This window comes from Ectopseudomonas khazarica (assembly GCF_017915135.1).
GTDB lineage: Bacteria > Pseudomonadota > Gammaproteobacteria > Pseudomonadales > Pseudomonadaceae > Aquipseudomonas > Aquipseudomonas khazarica.
In genome coordinates this window covers 3,456,505-3,479,418 of record NZ_CP068551.1, presented here as the reverse complement: position 1 = coordinate 3,479,418, position 22,914 = coordinate 3,456,505, and the positions used below count along the sequence as shown (strand labels likewise).

The 22,914-nt window shown below is 65.6% G+C and carries 3 protein-coding genes; all 3 read left to right on the top strand.

The window, feature by feature from the left end; all coding sequences use genetic code 11:
* Positions 1-17 precede the first annotated feature (17 nt).
* The 3 genes from JLK41_RS16455 to JLK41_RS16445 are packed head-to-tail and all read left to right on the top strand — an operon-like array spanning position 18 to position 22,860.
* On the top strand, positions 18-12,803 hold the full coding sequence (locus JLK41_RS16455) for a non-ribosomal peptide synthase/polyketide synthase (RefSeq protein ID WP_210389379.1): 12,786 nt from the start codon (positions 18-20) through the stop codon (positions 12,801-12,803).
* A complete protein-coding gene (locus JLK41_RS16450) occupies positions 12,803-21,895 on the top strand; it encodes a non-ribosomal peptide synthetase (RefSeq protein WP_210389378.1) in 9,093 nt (3,030 codons plus the stop codon). The genes JLK41_RS16455 and JLK41_RS16450 overlap by 1 nt, the downstream gene beginning before the upstream one ends.
* Positions 21,892-22,860 carry an alpha/beta hydrolase gene (locus JLK41_RS16445; protein ID WP_210389377.1) on the top strand — a complete coding sequence of 323 codons (969 nt, stop codon included), beginning with the start codon at positions 21,892-21,894 and terminating at the stop codon, positions 22,858-22,860. The genes JLK41_RS16450 and JLK41_RS16445 overlap by 4 nt, the downstream gene beginning before the upstream one ends.
* Positions 22,861-22,914: the final 54 nt, after the last annotated feature.

The window sequence follows — 22,914 nt, the reverse complement described above, 5'->3', positions numbered from 1 at the left end:
CGATTCAAGGTGATGCCATGAATGATCGTTACGACGCTGCCACCAACCTGGTTGAGGCGCTCGTCCAGCGTGCCGCTGAAACGCCGCGCGATATCGCTCTGCGTTTTATCGCTGAAGGGGTGGACGAAGCACTGACCTACCGTGCACTGGATGAGCGCGCACGTGATCTGGCTGTCTGGTTGCTGCAGCATGGTCAACCCGGTGATCGCGCCGTTTTGCTGATGCACAGCAGCACGGAATACGTGGTTTCCTTCTTTGCTTGCCTGTATGCCGGCATCATCGCTGTGCCGGCGTATCCGCCCGAGTCCGTTAGGCCGCAGCACCTGGCGCGTTTGCAGGCCATTCTCGGTGACGCCGAGCCAAGCCTGGTGCTCACCGATTCCAGTTTGTTGGACGCCCTGCGTCCGGCCTGTCAGGTTGTCGGTGGTGCCACGCCGCAGCTGCTTGCCGTTGACCACACGCCGGCCGGTCTGGGGCTGGCATGGCAGATGCCGGAGCTGAGCGATGCGCATATCGCCTTCCTGCAATACACCTCGGGTTCCACCTCGACACCAAAGGGGGTGCAGGTCTGCCATGGCAACCTGCTAGCTAACGAGCGGTTGATTCGCCATGGCCTGGGTATCTGTGCCGATGACGTGATGGTCAGCTGGCTGCCGCTGTTTCACGACATGGGGCTGATCGGTGGTTTGCTGCAGCCGATCTACAGCGGTATTCCCTGTGTGCTGATGTCGCCGCGCTACTTCCTCGAGCGTCCGCGCCGCTGGCTGGAGGCCATCTCTCGTTACGGCGGTACGGTCAGTGGTGGCCCGGATTTCGCCTACCGGCTGTGCTGCGAACGCATCGGTGAGGGCGCCATGGAGGGGCTTGATCTGAGCCGCTGGCGCCTGGCTTTCTCCGGCTCCGAACCGATTCGTCCGGACACCCTGGAGCGCTTCGCTACCACCTTCGCGCGGGTTGGGTTCGATGCCGATGCGCTCTATGCCTCCTACGGCCTCGCCGAGGCGACCCTGTTCGTTGCCGGTGGCCAACGCGGTAAAGGTATCGGTTTGCTGGAGGTGGATCCGACGGCACTGGCCAGTAACCTGGGACGCCCCGGCCGCGGCACCTTGCTGGTCAGTTGCGGGCACCTGCAGCCCGAGCATGAGGTGCAACTGGTCGACCCGCACAGCGGCGCATCTCTGGGGCCTGGACAGGTTGGCGAGATCTGGAGCAGTGGCCCCAGCGTCGCGCAGGGCTATTGGCGCAACCCCGAGGCCAGTGAGCGTGCTTTCGTCGAGCGCGATGGGCGCGTCTGGCTGCGTACCGGCGACCTGGGCTTCCTGCACAACGATGAGCTGTACGTCACCGGGCGGCTCAAGGACATGATCATCGTGCGTGGCCAGAACCTCTACCCGCAGGATCTGGAACGCTGTGTCGAAGAAGAAGTGGATGTGGTGCGCAAGGGCCGTATCTCTGCATTCGCTGTGGAGCACAACGGTCGCGAGGGGATCGGTATAGCCGCCGAGATTGGCCGCAGTGTGCGCAAGTTGATACCGGCTGCCGCGCTGATCAAGGCTATTTCGGCGGCCGTCGCCGACAGTTTCCAGGAAGCACCGCTGCTCGTGGCGCTGCTGGAACCGGGCGCGTTGCCAAAGACTTCCAGCGGCAAGCTGCAGCGCTCTGCATGCCGCCAGCAATTGGCTGATGGCACCTTGTCGGCTTATGCGGTACAGCGTGCCGGGCAACTGGTGGAAGGCGATCGGGTGAACACTGCTCGGCTGAGCGAGGCGGAGCAGGCCATGGCTGCTCTCTGGTGCGAGGTGCTGCAGGTGGAGGCGGTCGAACGTGACGATCACTTCTTTGTCCTCGGTGGTGATTCGGTGCGGGCGACCCAGTTACTGGCACGCCTGCGTGAGCGTCATGGCCGCGCAGTGGAGCCGCGCCTGCTGTTCGAGGCGCCGGTGTTGGGCGCTTTCGTCGCTGCGCTGGCCAGTCATGTTGTCGATACACCGGCCTGCGCCGAAGTGACCTGTCTGGATCGCCATGGCACGCTGCCGCTGTCGCCGGCCCAGCGCCGTCTTTGGTTCCTCTGGAAGCTGGAGCCGCACAGCCCGCTGTACCACATCGCCGGTGGTCTGACGGTGCGCGGCGAGCTGAATGTCGACGCAGTGCAACAGGCATTCGTCGATCTGCAATTGCGTCACGAGACGCTGCGCAGCCGTTTCGTCGAGGACAGTGATGGCGAAGTTCGCCTGAACCTGACCGACGCCGCGCCGGTGCCGTTCAGTCAGATCGATCTGAGTGGTCAGCCGAGCACTGCCGAGGGCGACGCGCTGCAATTCGCTGCCGAAACCTTCGATCTGGTCAGCGGCCCGTTGCTACGTCTGCGTCTGCAGCACCTGGGCGAAGGCCGTCAGGCGCTGCTGCTCTGCATGCACCACATCATCTCCGATGGCGCCTCGCTGAATCTGCTGTTGGAGGAGTTTTCGGCGTGCTATGCGGCGCGTCTGCAAGGTGAGGTTGCGCAGCTACCGCAGTTGAGCCATCAGTACGTCGATATCACCGCCGCTCAGCAGCAGGTACTGGACGGTGGAGCGAGCGCACGACTGCTGCAGTGGTGGCGCACATACCTTGGGCAGGAACATCCGCCGCTTGAGTTGCCATACACCTTGGTCAACACGACTCGCCAGAGTGGACGTCGTGCCGGCTTCATCGAGCAGCGTCTCGACGACGTCTTGAGCGGGGAGTTGCGTCAGCTGGCCCAGCAGCACGGTGTGACCTTGGCCATGCTGTTGCTGGCGGCGTTCAACCTGTTGTTGCAGCGCTTTACTGGGCAGCAGGATCTGCGCATCGGTCTTACCCAGGCCGGGCGTGAACAGCTCGCCAGCGAACGTCTGGTTGGGTTCTTCGTCAATCTGCTGGTGTTGCGCTGCGACCTTTCGACCAACCCGAGCCTGAGTGCGCTGTTGCGCCAGGTGCGCGATGGGTTGCTGGATGCCCAGGCTCATCAGGATCTGCCGTTCGAGCAACTGGTGCAGGCGTTGCAGCCAGATCGCAGTCACGGTCGCCATCCACTCTGCCAGGTGGCGTTCGACCATCAGGTACGGGGAACGGTGGCATTGCAGGGGCTGAACGTGGAAAGCCTGCGTCAGATCGATCTGGAAACCCCCTTCGACCTGGTGTTGCGCGTACGCGAGAGCCAGGCCGGCCTCGAGCTGAGCTTCTGCTACGCTGCCGAGCGCTATCGTGCTACCGGTATGGCGTGCATGGCCGAGCAGTTCCTCGCGCTGCTGCGTGCACTGCCGAAGCAGCCGGCGGATGCGCCGTTGCAGGCGGGTGCCTGGCTCGACGAAGCGCTGTGGCGCCGTGCAGTACCGGCCAGTGCTGAGGCTTTCGAGCCGCTGGCGACGGTTATCGCAGCCCAGGCTGCCGCCCAGCCGGAGGCCATCGCGCTGCAGGATGAGCAACGCAGCCTGAGCTTCGCTGAACTGGATGCGCGCGCCAACCGCCTGGCCCAGGCTCTGCTCGCGGCGGGTGTCGGCCCCGAGGCACGGGTTGGCGTGGCCTTGCCGCGCGGCGTGGATATTCCGCTGGCCCTGTTGGCCGTGATGAAGGCCGGCGGCGCCTATGTGCCGCTGGATCTGGATCATCCCCGCGAACGCCTGGCCTGGCTGATCGAGGATGCCGGTATCGGCTGGTTGATCAGTCAGTCCGCGCTGGCCGAGCAGCTGCCGATTGGCGATTCGGTGCAGCGCCTGGATCTAGACCGTTTCGATGATGCCGCCTGGCCGGCGCAATGCCCCGCTTCACGGGTTCACCCGGCCAACCTGGCCTATCTGATCTACACCTCCGGCTCCACTGGCCAGCCCAAGGGCGTTGCTGTAGCGCATGGCGAAATCGCCGCACACTGCCGCGCCATCGGTGAGCGTTATGCGATGCGACCGAGTGACCGCGAGCTGATCTTCATGTCGTTTGCTTTCGACGGGGCTCACGAGCGTTGGCTAACTGCACTGAGCCACGGCGCCAGTCTGCTGATCCGCGGTGCAGCGTTGTGGACGCCGGAGCAGACCCTGGAACGCCTCAAGCTGCATCAGGTGACGGTTGCGGCCTTCCCGCCGGCCTTCCTGCAGCAACTGGCCGAACAGGCAGCACGCCTTGGCCATGCGCCGAGCATGCGCATCTATTGCTTCGGTGGTGACGCGGTGCCCGAGGCAGCATTCGAATTGGCGCGGCGCAGCCTCAAGGCGGAACACCTGATCAATGGCTATGGGCCTACCGAAACGGTGGTCACGCCCCTGTTGTGGAAGGCTGATGCTACCGGCCGTTGTGGTGCCGCTTATGCGCCTATCGGCGAGGCAGTGGGAGCTAGAGACCTGTACGTACTCGACGAGCACCTGCAACCGCTGCCGCGCGGTGTGGTCGGCGAGTTGTACATCGGCGGTGAGTTGCTGGCGCGCGGTTATCACCAGCGTCCTGGGATGACCGCCGAGCGCTTCGTTGCCGATCCCTTCGGCATGACGGGTGGGCGTCTCTACCGTACCGGCGACCGTGTGCGTTGGCGTGAAGATGGCTCGTTCGATTACCTCGGGCGCGTCGATCAGCAAGTCAAGATTCGCGGCTTCCGTATCGAGCCCGGCGAGATCGAAGCACGCCTGCGCATGCTCGATGGGGTCAGCGAAGCGGCCGTGGTCTGTCGCGACGGTATGGCAGGGCGCCGGCTGGTGGCCTACGTGGCGCCGCTGCAGGCGACCGACGCGCTCAAGACAGCGCTGCGCGAGCAACTGCCCGAGTACATGGTGCCCACGCAGATCATCGCGCTGGCTCAGTTGCCGCTGAACGTCAATGGCAAGATCGACTGCAAGGCCTTGCCCGAAGTGGCGGACGTCAATGACGACTACAGCGCGCCGCGCGAGGGCCTGGAAAGCCAGCTTGCAGCGCTTTGGGCCGAGTTGCTCGAGCTGCCGCGAGTCGGCCGTGAGGATGATTTCTTCGAACTCGGTGGTCATTCGCTGCTGGCGACCCGGCTGGTATCGCGGATACGCCAACTCCTCGCCGTCGAGTGTCCGCTGCCGATGATCTTCGAGGCCTCGCGGCTGGATGCCTTCACCGCCGCTGTGGCGGCGCTCGGCGAGCGCGACAGCCGCCCGCCATTGCGCACTGTGCCGCGTGATGGCGCGCTACCGCTGTCCCCGGCGCAGGCGCGCCTGTGGTTCTTCTGGCAGATGGAACCGCACAGTGCTGCCTACAATGTCCCTGGCGCCCTGCGCCTGCGCGGCGCGCTGGACGAGGGCGCGTTGCGCCAGGCATTCGCGGGATTGATGGCGCGTCACGAGACACTGCGTACCACCTTCGACGAGCGTGAGGGCGAGCCGTGCCAGGTCATCCATGCGCGGCTGGAACTGCCCATGGTGCGCCTGGATCTGTCCGCCCACGGCGATGCCGAGGCCCAGGCGCATCGCCTGGCCGAAGAGGAAGCCGGGCGCCCGTTCGACCTGCGTGACGGCCCGCTGCTGCGTCTGACGCTGCTGCGCCTGGCTGCGGAGGATCATGTGCTGCTGTTGACCCTGCACCATATCGTCTCCGACGGTTGGTCGATCCGTGTGCTGATGGATGAATTCGCCGCGCTGTACAGTGCCGCGCTGGTAGGCAACCAGGCGGCGCTGCCGGCGCTGCCGGTGCAGTACGCCGACTACGCCCAGTGGCAGCGTAGCCTGCTCGCCGATGGCGAGGGTGAGCGACAACTGGCCTGGTGGGTGCAGCAACTGGGGCATGACAATCCGCGCCTCGACCTGGCATGCGACCGCCCGCGTCCGGCGCAGCAGAGCTACCGTGGCGGCAGTCTCAGCTTCGAGCTGGATGCGGCGCTGAGCGAGCGCCTGAGGGCGTTGGCGCGCAGCCACGACGTCACCTTGTTCATGTTGCTGCTGGGCGCCTATGGCGTCTTGCTGCGCAGTTGCAGCGGCCAGGCTGATCTGCGTGTCGCGGTGCCGGTCGCCAACCGCCAGCAACTGGAAACCGAGGGGCTGATCGGCTTCTTCGTCAACACCCTGGTCTACCCCTGCCGAGTCGACGTGCAGGCTTCCTTCAGCGATCTGCTGGCTGCGCTCAAGCCGTTGGCACTGGGTGCCCAGGCACATCAGGATGTGCCCTTCGAGCAACTGGTCGAGGCGCTGCAACCGGAGCGCAGCCTGGCCTGGAACCCTCTGGCGCAGGTCAAGTTCAACTTCGGCTTCGACGTCAGCCGCCTGCCGGATGCCGGCCCGCTGAAGCTGCAACTGTTCAGTGAACAGCAGTACGGTGCGCGTTTCGATCTGGCCCTGGACATGGCCGAGGCCAGCGAGGACGGCCATCTGCGCGGCAGCTTCGTCTTTGCCCAGGATCTGTTCGACGTCAGCACGGTGGCACGCATCGTCGCTACCTTCACCTGGCAACTGGAACAACTCTGTGCCCGGCCATCCGAGCCACTCGAGCAACTGAATCTGGTCCCAGCCGAACTGCGTTCGGAACTGGCCGGCGAGCGCCGTCCGTGGCCGTCCGCTGATGTACTGCAATTGTTCAACCGACAGTGCGTGGCACGCCCGGGCGAAATGGCAGTCGAGGCCTGGGATGGTCAATACCGTTATGCTGAGCTGGACGCCGCGGCCAACCGTTTGGCCAATGCCTTGCGCGCCCGGGGAGTCGGCCCGGGTGAGCGCGTCGCGCTCTGCCAGGCGCGCGGCGCACGCTGGCTGCTGATGCTTCTGGGGGTGCTGAAGTCAGGTGCTGCCTACGTGCCGTTCGACCCGGCATTGCCGAGTACGCGTCTGCAGCAACTACTGGCCGAGAGTGGGGCGCGCTGCGTGCTGGTGAGCGAGCGTGAAACCGCGGCGCTCTTCCCGGATCAGGCAATCCTGGTCGAGGCCGGAGGGCCGTCGGACTTTGCAGCGCAGGCACCTGCCGTGGTCATCGACGCGGCCAGTCCGGCCTATGTGATCTTCACTTCCGGCTCCACGGGGCAGCCCAAAGGCGTAGTGGTTAGCCACGGTGCCCTGGCCAACTACGTGCAGGGCGCGCTGACACGGTTGGACAGCCAGCCCGGGGAGGGCTGGGCGATGGTGTCGTCGGTGGCGGCCGATCTCGGCCATACCAGCCTGTTCGGTGCGCTATGCAGTGGTGGGCGGTTGTGCCTGGCCAGCGCCGAGGAGGTGGCCGATGCCGAGCGTTTCGCCGCCTTCATTCAGGCTCGTGCCGTCGCCGTGCTGAAGATCGTGCCCAGCCATCTCAGCGGCCTGCTGGCCGCCGCGCCGCAGCCGGTCGAGGTCTTGCCGCTGCGTCTGCTGGTGCTCGGCGGCGAAGCCTGCGGCGCACCACTGCTGGCGCGTGTGCGTGAGCTGGCGCCAGGTTTGCGGGTGGTCAACCACTATGGCCCAAGTGAAACCACAGTGGGTGTGCTGACCCATGAGTGGCGCATCGGTGAGTCCTTGCCGCAGGGCAATCTAGCTATCGGTCGGGCGCTGCCCAATAGTCGGGTGCGGGTGGTCGACGAGCAGCTCGCCAGCCTGCCACTTGGCGTGCCGGGTGAGCTGCTGATCGCCGGTGCCGGTCTGGCCGACGGCTATTTGGGCCTGCCGCAGCTGACAGCGGAGCGTTTTATCCATCTTGAGGATGAGCGCTATTACCGCAGTGGCGACCGCGTGCGCCTGCGCGCCGATGGTGAGATCGAATTCCTCGGTCGCCTCGACGAACAGGTGAAAATCCGCGGCTATCGGGTGGAGCCGGCCGAGCTGGCGCAGGTGCTCAAGCGCCTGCCGGGTGTGCATGATGCTCTGGTGCTGGCCGAGAGCGCGGGCGATGGGCCCGTGCGCCTGCTGGCCTGGTGTGTGGCCGATGGGGAGGCCGAAGCGCTGCGCCAGGAGTTGGCAGCCCAGGTGCCGGACTATCTGCTGCCGGCGCAACTGATGCTGCTACCGGCCTTACCGTTGACTGCCAATGGTAAGGTCGATCGCCAGGCACTGCCGCGTCCGGACATGGCTGGCAAACCGTGCGAGGAGGTGCCGCTGAGCGAACTGGAAAGCCAGTTGGCGACGATCTGGCAGGCGGTGCTCAAGGTCGAACGGGTCGGGGCCGAAGACAACTTCTTCGAGTTGGGTGGTGATTCCATCCTCAGCCTGCAGATCATCGCGCGCATCCGCAAACTGGGTTTCAAGCTCAGTCCCAAGCAGTTGTTCGAGCGGCAGACCGTGCGGCAACTGGCGCAGTGGCTGCAGGCACGTGAGGTGTCGGAAGTCGCCACGACGCCTGCCACCGTCAACGCACCGCCCGCTAGTGGCGCGCCGCTGGCCCCGGTGCAGGCTCGCTTCTTCGAGCGTGTACCGGCTGTGCTGCGCAACCACTGGAATCAGGCGATCCTGCTGGAGGCCAGCGAGCCGCTGGATCTCACTGCACTGGAGCGTGCGTTGCATGCCTTGCTGCAATGCCACCCGGCGTTGCGTCTGCGTTTGGATGGTGAGCAAGCGCGTCTGCGTATCGCTGACATGGGGGCACTCGACCTGACGCTGCTCTGGCGCCGCCATGCAACTGATCGGCAGACGCTCGAGCGCCTGTGTGACGAAGCCCAGCGCAGCCTGGATCTGCGTAATGGCCCATTGCTGCGTGCCATGCACGTCGGCCTGGACGAGGGCGGCGAGCGCCTGTTGCTGGTGATTCATCACCTAGCGGTGGATGGCGTCTCCTGGCGGGTGCTGCTGGAAGATCTGCACGCCGCCTATGGTGCTATTCGCGCGGGGCAGCCAGCTGTATTGCCGGCCGAAGGCGACCCGCATGCTGTCTGGGCTGCCCGCCAGCAGGCGCTGGCGACGAGTCCGGCACTGGACGCCGAAATGCCGTACTGGCTGGCGCAACTGGCCGATGCCCCGGCGATTCCCCAGGCCGATGGCCACGCGGCGGCCACCTGGCGCGAGGCACGGCAGCGCCACATTGCTCTGGACCGCGATGCCACCTCCGAACTTCTTGGTCCGGTCCTGGCCGCTCAGCGCCTGCGCATCAATGACGTCCTGCTGACGGCTGTCGGTCGCGCCTTGTGCAGCTGGACGGGGAGCGAGGAGGCCCTGCTGGAAGTGGAGGGCCATGGCCGTGACGCCTTCGATGACGGCGAACCTCTGGAGCTGTCGCGCACCGTTGGCTGGTTCACCTGCCTTTACCCGCTGCGCCTGCGCCCGACCGGCGAACCGGGTGAGGCACTGCGTGCGGTTAAGGAAAGCATCCGTGGTGTGCCTCGAGCCGGCATCGGCTATGGCGTGCTGCGCCACCTGAGCAAGCATGGTCTGGAGCTGAGTGCAGCGGGGCAGGCGCGTGTCACCTTCAACTACCTGGGGCAGTTCGACCAGCAATTCGATGGCGATTCTGTGCTGCGCCCTGCCAGTGAATCGGCAGGTCATAGCCAGCCGCAGAATGCCCCGCTGGGCAACTGGCTGGTGATCAATGGTCGCATCCTGGGCGGGCGTCTGGAGTTGGAGCTGACCTACAGCCAGGCCATGTTCCCGGCCGAGGCGATCGATGCCCTGGTACAGGGACTGGAGGATTCGCTGCACGAGCTGCTGGCCCATGTGCGCATCGCCACGCCGCGTCTGTCGCCGAGCGACGTGGCGTTGGCTGGCCTGGACCAGGCGACGCTTGACAGTCTCTATCTGCCCGTGAGTGATCTGGACGATCTCTATCCGTTGTCGCCCATGCAGCAGGGACTGTTGTTCCATGCGCTCGACATGCCGGGCTCCGGTCTTTACGTCAATCAGTTGCAGGTCGACCTGGAGGGGCTGGATGCACCGCGTTTCATCGCCGCGTGGCAGCAGGTTGTGGCGCGTCATGCCGTGCTGCGCAGCGGCTTCGTGCTCACCGAAGCGGGTGTGCCGTTGCAGTTCGTGTTGCGTCATGCCGAGCTACCGGTACGTGAACACGACTGGCGCACGCAGGCCGCCGAGCCCGAAGCACTGGATGCGCTGGCCGCGGCCGAGCGTGCCGAAGGCTTCGACCTCGCTATGCCGCCGCTGCAGCGTCTGACTCTGGTGCGCCTGGGTGAGCGCCGCTACCACCTGCTGTGGACCTGCCACCATCTGATCTCCGACGGCTGGAGCAGCGCTCGGCAAGTGGGTGAGGTGCTGGCACTCTACCGGGGTGAAACGCTGCCGGCGCAGTTCGGCCAGTACCGCGACTACATCAACTGGCTGCAGACTCGGGACGCCGCCGCCGGTGAGCGCTTCTGGCGCGAGCGCCTGGTCTCGTTCGACGAACCGACCCTGCTGGCTGGTGCGTTGGGGCATGCTGCCGCAGAGCCTGCGCGTGAGGTGCACGGCCGTTTGAGCGCCGAGCTGACCCGTGGTCTGCAGCAATTTGCCCAGGCCCAGCGTGTGACCCTCAACACCCTGTTGCAGGGTGCCTGGCTGCTGCTTCTACAGCGCTACACCGGGCAGGCGAGACCCTGCTTCGGCGCCACCGTCGCCGGGCGTCCGGCTGAGCTACCGAGTGCACAGAGCCTGCTCGGCCTGTTCATCAATACCTTGCCGATTGCCCATGAAATCCAGCCGCAATGGGCCGTTGGCGACTGGTTGCGAGATCTGCAAGCGCTCAATCTGCACGTTCGCGAGTTCGAGCACAGCCCGTTGCACGATATCCAGCGCTGGGCCGGCAAGCCGGGCCAGGCGTTGTTCGACAGCATTCTGGTGTTCGAGAATTTCCCCATGGACAGTGCGCTTGCTGGCGGCGGTGACAGCCTGCGCGTACTCGGCCAGCGCCCGGTCGAGAGCACCCATTTCGCCCTGGCCCTGGTGGCCAGTGCTGACGAGTGCCTGGATATCCGTTACGCCTACCGTGCCGACCGCCTGGCGTCCAGTCAGGTGGAGCGCCTGCGTGAGCACTTCGAGCGCTTGCTGCTGGCGATGGCCGAGAGTGCCGAGCGCCGTCTGGGGGATTTGTCGATGCTGGCAGGCGCGGAGCGCGAGCAACTGCTTGGTGGCTGGAACGCCACCGAGGCGGCGTTCCCCGATGGTGTGCAACTGCAAGCGCTGCTGCAGCAGCAGGCCGCGCAAACCCCGGACGCCCTGGCGCTGCAGTTCGGCGCGCAGCGCCTGAGCTATCGCGAGCTGCACCGGCGCGCCAATCAGCTGACACGCTGGTTGCGCGCTCAAGGTGTGGGCCCGGACGTACTGGTGGGTGTGGCGGCCGAGCGCAGCGTCGAGCTGGTGGTGGCCCTGCTGGCCATCGTCAAGGCCGGTGGCGCCTACGTGCCGATGAACCCGGATTATCCGCACGAGCGTCTGCAGCACATGCTGGACGACAGCGGTGTGACGCTGCTGCTGACTCAGGCACATCTGCGTGATGCGCTGCCAGCCTCGAACGCCCGTAGGTTCTGCCTGGACAGCGACTGGTCAGAAGTGGAGGGGCTGGAGGGGAGCGATCTGCCGATTCAGGGTACGCCGGACAACCTGGCCTACCTGATCTACACCTCCGGTTCGACCGGCAAGCCCAAGGGCGCTGGCAACAGCCACCAGGCGCTGATAAACCGGCTGCATTGGATGCAGAAGGCGTACTGCCTGACGCCGGCTGATCGCGTGCTGCAGAAGACGCCGTTCAGCTTCGATGTATCGGTGTGGGAGTTCTTCTGGCCGCTGCTGACCGGCGCTGGGCTGGTGGTAGCCGAGCCGGGCGCGCACCGCGATCCGCTGGCACTGCGTCAGGTAATCAACCAGGGCAAGGTCAGCGTGCTGCACTTCGTACCTTCGATGTTGCAGGCGTTCGTCGCCTCGGGCGAGCTGGAACACTGCCCTTCACTCACGCAGGTGATGTGCAGTGGCGAGGCGTTGCCCTACGAGCTGCAACAGCAGTTCCGTCAGCGCCACCGCGCCAAGCTGCACAACCTCTATGGTCCCACCGAGGCGGCCATCGACGTCAGCTACTGGGCGTGCGACGAGGAAAACGAACGGCACATCGTGCCCATCGGCCGGCCCATCGATAACCTGCGGCTGTACATCCTCGACCCCTGGCTGGAGCCGGTGCCGCAGGGTGTGGCGGGTGAGCTCTACATCGGCGGCGTTGGTCTGGCGCGGGGTTATCACGCAAGACCTGGGCTGACCGCCGAGCGCTTCGTCGCCGATCCGTTCGGTGCAGGTGGGCGGCTGTATCGCACCGGCGACCTGGCGCGCTGGCGGGCGGACGGCGCCATCGAGTACGTCGGACGTATCGACCATCAGGTGAAAATCCGTGGCCTGCGCATCGAGTTGGGTGAGATCGAAGCCCGTCTGCAGGCACATCCGCAGGTGGAAGAGGCGGTGGTGGTGGCGCGTGACACAGCGCAAGGCAAGCAACTGGTGGGCTATGCCGTGGCCGGTTGCGACGGCGAGGAGTTGCGCCAGGCGCTGGCTGAGCAATTGCCGGAGTTCATGGTGCCGGCGCGCATTCTGGTGCTTGAGGCCATGCCGCTGTCGCCGAATGGCAAGCTTGATCGCAAGGCTTTGCCGGTGCCGGAGTTCGGTACCTCGGCAGTCGGTTACGTGGCGCCCCGCAATGACCTGGAGCGTGAGCTGGCGGCGATCTGGACGCAGGTGCTGCAGGTCGAGCGGGTCGGAATCAACGACGACTTCTTCGAACTGGGCGGACATTCTCTGTTGCTGACTCAGGTCGGCATGACCCTGCGCAATCGTCTGGGAGTGACGTTGCCGCTGCACGCATTGTTCGAGTTGAGTTCCATCCAGGCGTTGGCAAGCCACCTGCAAGCGCAACGGGACAATGCGCCCTCGCAAGAGGCCGAGCTGGAGCTGATGGATGAATTGCTGGGCGAGTTGGAGAACCTCTGATGACCATGCTGGATGCACAACTGCGCACCGTTGCCGAACGCCTGGCGGCGCTCCCCGAAGAGAAGCAACTGACTTTCCTGCAACAACTGCGGGAGAAGGGCGTGAGCCTGGAACGCCTGCCGATCATGCGTCAGCCCTGTGAGCGTGCGCCATTGTCACCGGCGCAGAGCCGCCTGTGGTTCCTCTGGCAGATGGAGCCGCACAGTGCGGCCTACAACATTCCGGCGGCCCTGCGCTTGCGCGGCACGCTGGATCCTAAGGCCCTGCGCCAGGTTTTCGAGGCATTGGTGGCGCGCCATGAGAGTCTGCGCACGCTGTTTCGCGAAGAAGGTGGCGAGCCGTTGCAGGTGATCCTGCCGACCTCGCCTCTGGCCATGCTGGAAGAAGACTTTGCGGAACTGCCGGCAGGCCAGCGTGAGGACGCCGCACGTGTGCGTCTGGAACAGTTGGCGCGACAGCCTTTCGATCTCGCCAATGGCCCGTTGCTGCGCCTGCACCTGCTGCGACTCAGCGATAGCGAGCACCTGCTGCTGCTGAACCTGCATCATATCGTCTCCGATGGTTGGTCGATGGGCGTGCTGATCGACGAGTTCGTCAACCTCTATGGCGCCTGCGTCACCGGTCGTGGTGCCAGCCTGCCGCCGCTGCCGATTCAGTACGCCGACCATGCTCGCTGGCAGCGCCTGTGGATGGCGGCCGGGGAGGAGCAGCGTCAGCTCGATTACTGGACGCAACATATCGGCGATCCGTCGCTGCTGCTGACCCTGCCCAGCGATCGACCGCGTCCGCCGCAGCAGAGTTACTGTGGCGCCACGCTGGACTTTCAACTGCCTACGGCGTTGGTGAGCGAGCTGCGCAGCCTGGCACGTGGCCAGGGTGCAAGCCTGTTCATGGTGCTGCTGGCGGCATTCGAGGTGCTGCTGGTGCGCTACAGCGGCCAGCGCGAACTGCGTATCGGCGTGCCGGTGGCCAACCGTGGTAGGGCCGAGTGCGAGCGTCTGGTGGGTTTTTTCGTCAATACCCAGGTGCTGTGCGGTGAAGTCGAGGAACATGCTTCCTTCGTCGATCTGCTCGGTGCGGTACGCCAGGCCGTCCTGGATGCACAGGCTCATCAGGAACTGCCCTTCGAGCGCTTGGTGGAAACCCTGCAACCTGAACGCAGCTTGAGCCACAATCCGCTGTTTCAGGTGGCCTACAACCATTTGCCCAGTGCGCAGGATGCCTTGTGCGAGCTCCCCGCTGCCGATGGTGAGGCACTGACGCTGGAGCCTCTGCAGCTGTCGACCGGTATCGCCAAGTTCGACCTGATGCTGCAGACCGAGGAGAACCGTGAGGGCGCTGTGCGCGGGCAGTTCGCCTATGCCAGCGATCTGTTCGATGCAGCCACCATCGAGCGCCTGTGCGGTCACTTCGTTAATTTGCTGGGGGCATTGGCTGCCGATCCGCAGTGCCCGGTGGGGCGTCTGTCGATGCTGGCAGGCGCGGAGCGCGAGCAACTGCTTGGTGGCTGGAACGCCACCGAGGCGGCGTTCCCCGATGGTGTGCAACTGCAAACGCTGCTGCAGCAACAGGCCGCGCAAACCCCGGACGCCCTGGCGCTGCAGTTCGGCGCGCAGCGCCTGAGCTATCGCGAGCTGCACCAGCGCGCCAACCAGCTGGCACGCTGGTTGCGCGCTCAAGGTGTGGGCCCGGACGTACTGGTGGGTGTGGCGGCCGAGCGCAGCGTCGAGCTGGTGGTGGCCCTGCTGGCCATCGTCAAGGCCGGTGGCGCCTACGTGCCGATGGACCCGGATTACCCGCACGAGCGTCTGCAGCACATGCTGGACGACAGCGGCGTGACGCTGCTGCTGACTCAGGCACATCTGCGTGATGCGCTGCCAGCCTCGAACGCTCGTAGGTTCTGCCTGGACAGCGACTGGTCAGAAGTGGAGGGGCTGGTGGGGAGCGATCTGCCGATTCAGGGTACGCCGGACAACCTGGCCTACCTGATCTACACCTCCGGTTCGACCGGCAAGCCCAAGGGCGCTGGCAACAGCCATCAGGCGCTGATAAACCGGCTGCACTGGATGCAGAAGGCGTACTGCCTGACGCCGGCTGATCGCGTGTTGCAGAAGACGCCGTTCAGCTTCGATGTATCGGTGTGGGAGTTCTTCTGGCCGCTGCTGACCGGCGCTGGGCTGGTGGTAGCCGAGCCGGGCGCGCACCGCGATCCGCTGGCACTGCGTCAGGTAATCAACCAGGGCGAGGTCAGCGTGCTGCACTTCGTACCTTCGATGTTGCAGGCGTTCGTCGCCTCGGGCGAGCTGGAACACTGCCCTTCACTCACGCAGGTGATGTGCAGTGGCGAGGCGTTGCCCTACGAGCTGCAACAGCAGTTCCGTCAGCGCCACCGCGCCAAGCTGCACAACCTCTATGGTCCCACCGAGGCGGCCATCGACGTCAGCTACTGGGCGTGCGACGAGGAAAACGAACGGCACATCGTGCCCATCGGCCGGCCCATCGACAACCTGCGGCTGTACATCCTCGACCCCTGGCTGGAGCCGGTGCCGCAGGGTGTGGCGGGTGAGCTCTACATCGGCGGCGTTGGTCTGGCGCGGGGCTATCACGCACGACCGGGGCTGACCGCCGAGCGCTTCGTCGCCGATCCGTTCGGTGCAGGCGGGCGGCTGTATCGCACCGGCGACCTGGCGCGCTGGCGGGCGGACGGTGCCATCGAGTACGTCGGACGTATCGACCATCAGGTGAAAATCCGTGGCCTGCGCATCGAGTTGGGTGAGATCGAAGCCCGTCTGCAGGCACATCCGCAGGTGGAAGAGGCGGTGGTGGTGGCGCGTGACACAGCGCAGGGCAAGCAACTGGTGGGCTATGCCGTGGCCGGTTGCGATGGCGAGGCGTTGCGCCAGGCGCTGGCTGAGCAACTGCCGGAGTTCATGGTGCCGGCGCGCATCCTGGTGCTTGAGGCCATGCCGCTGTCGCCGAATGGCAAGCTCGATCGCAAGGCTTTGCCGGTGCCGGAGTTCAGCACCGTTCAGGCGGATTACCAGGCGCCAGAAACGGCGCATGAGAGGCTACTGGCCGATATCTGGCAAAACGTGCTGGGCGTGGCCCAGGTGGGGCGTGAGGACAGTTTCTTCGAGCTGGGTGGCGACTCCATCGTTTCCATCCAGGTGGTCAGCCGTGCCCGCCAAGCTGGTTTGCAACTGACCCCCAAGGACATGTTCCAGCACCAGAGCCTACGCGCCCTGGCCTCTGTCGTTCGTGAGGCGGTAAGCGAGGCCGAGCAGGGGCCGGAGCAGGGCGAGACGCCGTTGCTGCCGATCCAGCGATTGTTCTTCGCCACTCCCATGCCGCAGCGCGCCCATTGGAACCAGGCTGTGCTGCTGCACTGCCGCGAAGCGTTGGACGCGCGGCGTCTGAGCGAAACCCTGGCGGCGTTGCAGACGCATCACGATGCCCTGCGCTTGCGCTTCGCTGCCGATGGTAGCCATGCCGTGCATGCGGAACTGGTGGATGCCGACGTGCTCTGGCTGCGTGAAGCGGCCGATGCCAGTGAACTGGAGCATCATTGCGCCGTCGCACAGCGTAGCCTCGACCTGGCGTGTGGCCCGCTGCTGCGCGCCATGCTGGTCAGCATGGCTGACGGCAGCCAGCGCTTGCTGTTGGTCGTCCATCACTTGGTCATCGATGGTGTGTCCTGGCGGGTGTTGCTGGAGGATCTGCAGGCGCATTACGAGGGACAGCCCCTGGCGCCGCGCAGCAGTTCGTTCAAGCGCTGGGCGCAGCGTCTGGTCGAGCTTGCCGCCAGTCCCGAGCTGACCACCGAGCAGGATTACTGGCGTGCCCAGCTAGAGGTCAAGGCGCCGAGCCTGCCAGGCGCCCGCACCGATGCCAGCCTGACCGAGCGTCATGCCCACACCCTGCGCCTGGAACTGGACGAGGGCGAAACGCGTGCCCTGCTGCAACAGGCTCCAGCTGCTTATCGCACCCAGGTCAACGACCTGCTGCTGACTGCACTGGTTCGTGCCCTGTGTGCTTGGAGCGGGCAGAGCAGTGCCGCTGTGTTGCTGGAAGGCCATGGCCGCGAGACATTGTTCGACGATATCGACCTGAGCCGTACCCTGGGTTGGTTCACCAGCCTTTACCCGCTCCGTTTACATGCAGAGGGCGAACCCGATGCGGCGATCAAGGCGGTCAAGGAGCAACTGCGTGCGGTGCCGCGTGGGGGAATCGGCTATGGCCTGCTGCGCCACCTCGGCCAGGGCCTGGAAGGGCTGCACGAGCCACGGGTGACCTTCAACTACCTGGGCCAATTCGATGCCAGCTTCGCCGCTGATGCCCTGTTGCGTCTGGCCGGCGAAAACGCCGGGCCGAACCGCGATGCTGAGGCGCCGTTGGGCAACTGGCTGAGCATCGATGGTCAGGTGCTCGATGCGCGTCTGGGCCTGCGCTTTACCTTCAGCCGCGAGATGTTCGACGAGGCGCCGGTCATGCAACTGGCGCAGCGTTACCTGACCGAGCTGCGCGCCCTGATCGCCCATTGCCTGACACCGGGCGCGGGCGGCGTGACGCCGGCAGACTTCCCTCTGGCTGGTCTCGATCAGGCGCAGCTCGATGCCATCGACTTGCCCGCCGCCGTCATCGAAGATATCTACCCGCTGTCGCCCATGCAGCAGGGCATGCTGTTCCATGCCCTCGACAACCCGGGCTCAGGGCTCTACGTGAACCAGATCAGCGTGGCGGTCGAGCAGCTCGATCCGGCGCGTTTGCAGGCGGCCTGGGCGCATGTGGTGGCGCGCCACGAAACGCTGCGCAGCGGTTTTCTCTGGCAGGGCGGGCTGCGCCAGCCCTTGCAGGTGGTGCAGCGCCAGGTGCCCGCCGAGGTGCGGGTGATCGAGGGCGAGACGGATGTCATCGCCTTCTCCGAGCGTGATCGCGCCGAAGGCTTCGATCTGGCCCGGCCACCGCTGCAGCGCATGAGCCTGCTGGCCCTGGGTGAGGGGCGCTGGCAACTGGTGTGGACCATGCACCACCTGGTCACCGATGGCTGGAGCGGCGCGCAACTGATCAAGGAAGTGCTGCAGGTCTATGCCGGCGAGCGTCTGCCAGCGCCCGTCGCACGCTACGCCGATTACATCGCCTGGCTGCAGCGCCAGGATGGCGACGCTGCCGAAGCGTTCTGGCGGCAGCGCCTGACCGGGCTGGACGAACCCTGTTTGCTGGCCGACAGCCTGCCGCGCCCCGCTGAAGACAGTGGCCATGGCGTGACCTACAGCCATTACGATGCTGCGGCGACCGAGCGCTTGCGAGCCTTTGCCCGGCAGCAGCGCGTGACCCTCAACACCCTGTTGCAGGGCGCCTGGTTGCTGCTGTTGCAGCGCTACACCGGCAAGCAGCGGGTCACTTTCGGCGCCACCGTCGCGGGGCGACCCACTGGCCTGGCGGGCGCCGAGACGTTGCTGGGGCTGTTCATCAACACCTTGCCGGTGGTACAGGCGCCAGCGGCGGATGCGGGGCTCGGTGACTGGCTGCGAGCACTCCAGGCCTACAACCTGGAGGTGCGCGAATACGAGCACACGCCGCTGTACGACATCCAGCGCTGGGCGGGTCATGGCGGCCAGGCGCTGTTCGACAGCATCATCGTGTTCGAGAACTACCCGGTGGATGAGGCGTTGCGGCGCGGTGGTGGCGATGGGCCGCGCTTCGGTGAGCTGGCGTCCAAGGACGTGACCAGCGTGCCGATGGATCTGGCCGTACGTCTGGGCGAGGGAATGGAGATCGAATACCAGTACCTGCGCAGCCATTTTCATGAGGATGCGGTGCTGCGTATCCGCGCCAACTTCGAGCAGATCCTCGCCGCCATGCTGCAGGGGGGCGAGCAATGCCTCGGTGATCTCGATTGCCTGAGCACGCTCGAACACGAGGCGCACCATCGTCTGCACGGTCAGGCATCGCTGCCGACGGCATTCGAGCCGGTACACCTGGCTATATCTCGACACAACCGCCAGCGCCCGCAGGATTGTGTGCTGATCGACGAGACTGTCAGCCTCGACCGTCAGCGTCTGGAACTGGACTCCAACCGCCTGGCCCGGCGCCTGCTGGCCTTCGGCGTCGGCCCCGAAGTGCGCGTGGGCGTGGCCTTGCCGCGTGGTGTCGAGCTGCCGCTGGCGTTGCTCGCCGTGCTCAAGGCGGGAGGCGCATACGTGCCGCTGGACGCCGACTACCCGCGTGAGCGTCTGGCGTTCCAGATGCGGGATGCGGGTATCACCTTGTTGCTGACCGACAGCCGCCTGCGTGAGCGTCTGCCCGTCCCTGAAGGTGTTGTGTGCCTGGAGCTGGACTGGCTCGATCTGTCTGCCGAATCCTGCGAGCTGCCCCAGGTGAACGTGCAGCCTGGCAACCTGGCGTATCTGATCTACACCTCGGGTTCCACCGGCCAGCCCAAGGGCGTGGCCGTGGCGCATGGACAGATCGCCGCGCACTGCCGCGCCATCGGCGAGCGTTACGCCATGACGCCGGACGATCGCGAACTGATCTTCATGTCGTTCGCCTTCGACGGAGCCCATGAGCGCTGGCTCACTACCCTCAGCCATGGCGGCAGTCTGTTGATCCGTGGGGAGGCATTGTGGAGTGCTGAGCAGACCCTGGCGCAGCTGCGCGAGCACCAGGTCACGGTCGCGGCCTTCCCGCCGGCTTACCTGTTGCAACTGGCCGATCAGGCCGCGCACCTTGGCCATGTGCCGAGCATGCGCATCTACTGCTTTGGTGGCGATGCAGTGCCTGAAGCCGCCTTCGAACTGGCGCGCCGTACTCTCAAGGCCGAACACCTGATCAACGGTTACGGGCCGACCGAAACCGTGGTCACACCGCTGCTGTGGAAGGCCGATGCGAGCACGCGTTGCCAGGCGGCGTATGCCCCTATCGGCCAGGCGGTCGGCGCGCGCCGACTGTACATCCTCGACCCACAGCTACGTCCGGTACCGCTGGGGGTGGCTGGCGAGCTGTACATTGGCGGTGAGCTGCTGGCGCGCGGTTATCACCAGCGCCCGGGGCTGACCGCCGAGCGTTTCGCCGCCGACCCCTTTGGCGAGCCGGGCGCGCGTCTGTATCGCAGTGGCGATCTGGTGCGCGGACGCGCCGATGGCGTCGTTGAGTACGTGGGGCGTATCGACCATCAGGTGAAAATCCGCGGTTTCCGTATCGAGCTCGGCGAGATTGAGGCGCGCCTGCAGGCTCACGCGCAGGTGCGCGAAGCGGTGGTGGTGGCTCGCGAAGGCGCCAGCGGCAAGCAACTGATCGGCTACGTGGTCGGTGAGGTCGATGGCGACACGTTGCGCAGCGATCTGCGGGCGCAGCTACCGGACTACATGGTGCCGGCACAGATCCTCAGACTCGAGCGCATGCCGCTGTCACCGGCAGGCAAGATCGACCGCAAGGCGCTGCCAGAGCCGAGCTGGCAGGGCGCGGGTTATGTCGCGCCGCGCAATGAAGCCGAGCGTATCCTGGCTGATATCTGGGCGCAGGTACTGCAGGTCGAGCAGGTGGGTATCCACGATAACTTCTTCGACCTGGGGGGCGACTCGATTCTCAGCCTGCAGGTGGTGTCGCGTGCCCGTCAGGCCGAGGGACTTGGCCTGGAGCTGCGTTTACGCGACCTGTTGCAGTACCAGAGTATCGCGGCTTTGCTGGAGCGCCCGCAGCAGGCCAGCGCGTCCACGCCAACGCTGGTGACGGAGGCGGCCGAGGACGTAGAGCACTTCAGCCTGTTGCCGATCCAGCAGTGGCTGTTCGACCAGCATCTGCCTGAACCCGACCATTTCAACCAGGCCCTGCTGCTGGCTTGCCATCGACCGCTGGACGCAAGCCTCCTGGAGCAGGCGCTGCGCTTGCTGCTGGCCGAGCATGGCAGCCTGCGCCTGGCCTTCGCCAGGGACGATGACGGCCAGTGGCGGCAGCGCTACTGCAATCTCGATGAACTGGGGCTGGAGACCAACCCGCTGCTCTGGCATCAGCAACCGGCAGATGCCGACGAGGCGCTGGCACTGGCCAACAGTGCACAGCGCAGCCTGGATATCGGTCAGGGGCGTTTGCTGCGGGCTGTCTACAGCCAGTTGGCCGATGGTAGCTGCCGACTGTTGCTGGTGATCCATCACCTGGGAGTGGACGGTGTGTCCTGGCGGGTTCTGCTGGAGGATCTGCAACGGCTTTATGGAACATTGCAGCGCGGTGAAGCGCCGGATCTGCCGCCGTCTTCCTGCAGTTATCGAGACTGGGCGCAAAGTCTCAGGGCCTACGCCTGTCAGCCAAGCGTGCGCGAGGAGCTGCCGTACTGGCTGCAGCAGACTGCCAGCGAGGGGCTGGGCGAGCCACCGCGCGACAACCCTCGCGGTCGTGCTCAGGTGGCATTGCGTGAGCGGATCAGTCTGCGCCTGGATCGAACCACTACCACGCGGCTACTCAAAGTCGCACCGCAAGCCTATCGCACGCAGATCAACGATCTGCTGCTGGCGGCCCTCGGTCGCGCACTGTGTGGCTGGAGTGGGCAGCATGCGGTGCTGGTCGGGTTGGAGGGGCACGGTCGTGAGGATCTGTTCGATGGCCTCGACCACAGCCGCACCCTGGGCTGGTTCACCAGCCTGTTCCCGGTGCGTCTGGAGGCTGGCGAGGGCGATTATGGCCAGGCCATCACGGCGCTGCGCCAACGCCTGCGTGCGGTGCCGAACAAGGGCATCGGCTACGGTGTGTTGCGTTATCTGGCCGATGGCCAGATGCGCAGCAGGCTGGCAGCACAGGCGCAGCCGCGCGTCACTTTCAACTACCTGGGCCAGCTCGATCAGAGCGCCGACAGCGAAGCCCTGTTCAGCCTGCTCGATGAGCGGCCCGGTGATGCCTATGCCGCGAGCGCGCCGCTGAACAACTGGCTGGAGATCGTCGGCCAGGTGCACGACGGTGAGTTGGCGCTGCGCTGTCTGTTCAGTCGGCAGGTGTTTCGTCCTTCCAGCATCGAGCGCTTCATGGCGTCTTTCGAGGAGGAGTTGCTGGCAGTCATCGATCATTGTTGCGCACAGATCGCGCAGGAGGCGTTCGCGCTATGAGTGTTGCCCTTTCTAATGTACCTGGCGAGCTGCACGCGGAAATCGCCGCCTATCTCGATATGGTCGACGAGGGCCGGCGGGCAGGGCGGCCGGCTCCCCATGAGTTGGCGGTGGCACAGGCGCGTGCCGAGTTCGAGGCCGCTTCGCGCAGCCTGCCACCATTCGCTCCGCCCTGTACCGTGGAGCAAGTCTCGCCGCAGGTGCGCCATGGTCATCTGGCGGCAAGGCTGTATCGGCCGGAGCAGGCCGGTGCGGCGCTGCCAGTGCTGATCTATCTGCATGGCGGCGGTTATTGCATCGGCAGCCTGGACTCGCACGATGCGATCTGTCGGCAATTGACCATCAGCGCGCAGTGCGCGGTATTGGCGCTGGACTATCGACTGGCGCCGGAGCATCCCTTTCCCGCTGCCCTGGAGGACGTGCGCGATACCTGGGACTGGCTGCAAGAAGGCGGTTTGGCGCTGGGCCTGGACCCGGCACGCGTGGCCCTGGGGGGGGACAGTGCTGGCGCGACCCTGGCCAGCGTGGTTTGTGCCGAGCTGGCTGCCACGCAGGAGGCAAAGCCCTGCGCGCAACTGCTGTTCTATCCGGCGGTGGACGCCCGCCAGACCAGTGAATCCCAGGAGTTGTTTGCCGAAGGGCATCTGCTGGAGAGCGCGACACTGGCCTGGTTCTACCAGCACTATGCAGAACAGCCGGCGCAGCGCCGTGACTGGCGTTGCTCGCCGTTGCTGGCTGAGGGGCAATTGCGTGGCAGTGCGCCGGCTCTTCTGCTGATCGCCGAGTTCGACCCTTTGCTGGATGAGGGCCTGGCTTATGCCGAGCATTTGCGCGAGCAGGGTGTGGTCGTGCAGAGCCGGCTATGCCGTGGCATGACCCATGACTTCCTGCGTATGGCCGGGCTGGTGCCGGAGGTGCTGGAGCACTACGAGCAGGCGGCAGCGTTTCTGCGACGCTACTGGTAGGGCGTATCGATCAAAGAGAAACTGGTGCGCTGTGCGCACCAGTCGTTGACGATG

Coding starts and splice junctions, on each gene's coding strand:
- JLK41_RS16455 (WP_210389379.1), top strand. CDS start 18: ATGAATGATCGTTACGACGCTGCCACCAACCTGGTTGAGGCGCTCGTC.
- JLK41_RS16450 (WP_210389378.1), top strand. CDS start 12,803: ATGACCATGCTGGATGCACAACTGCGCACCGTTGCCGAACGCCTGGCG.
- JLK41_RS16445 (WP_210389377.1), top strand. CDS start 21,892: ATGAGTGTTGCCCTTTCTAATGTACCTGGCGAGCTGCACGCGGAAATC.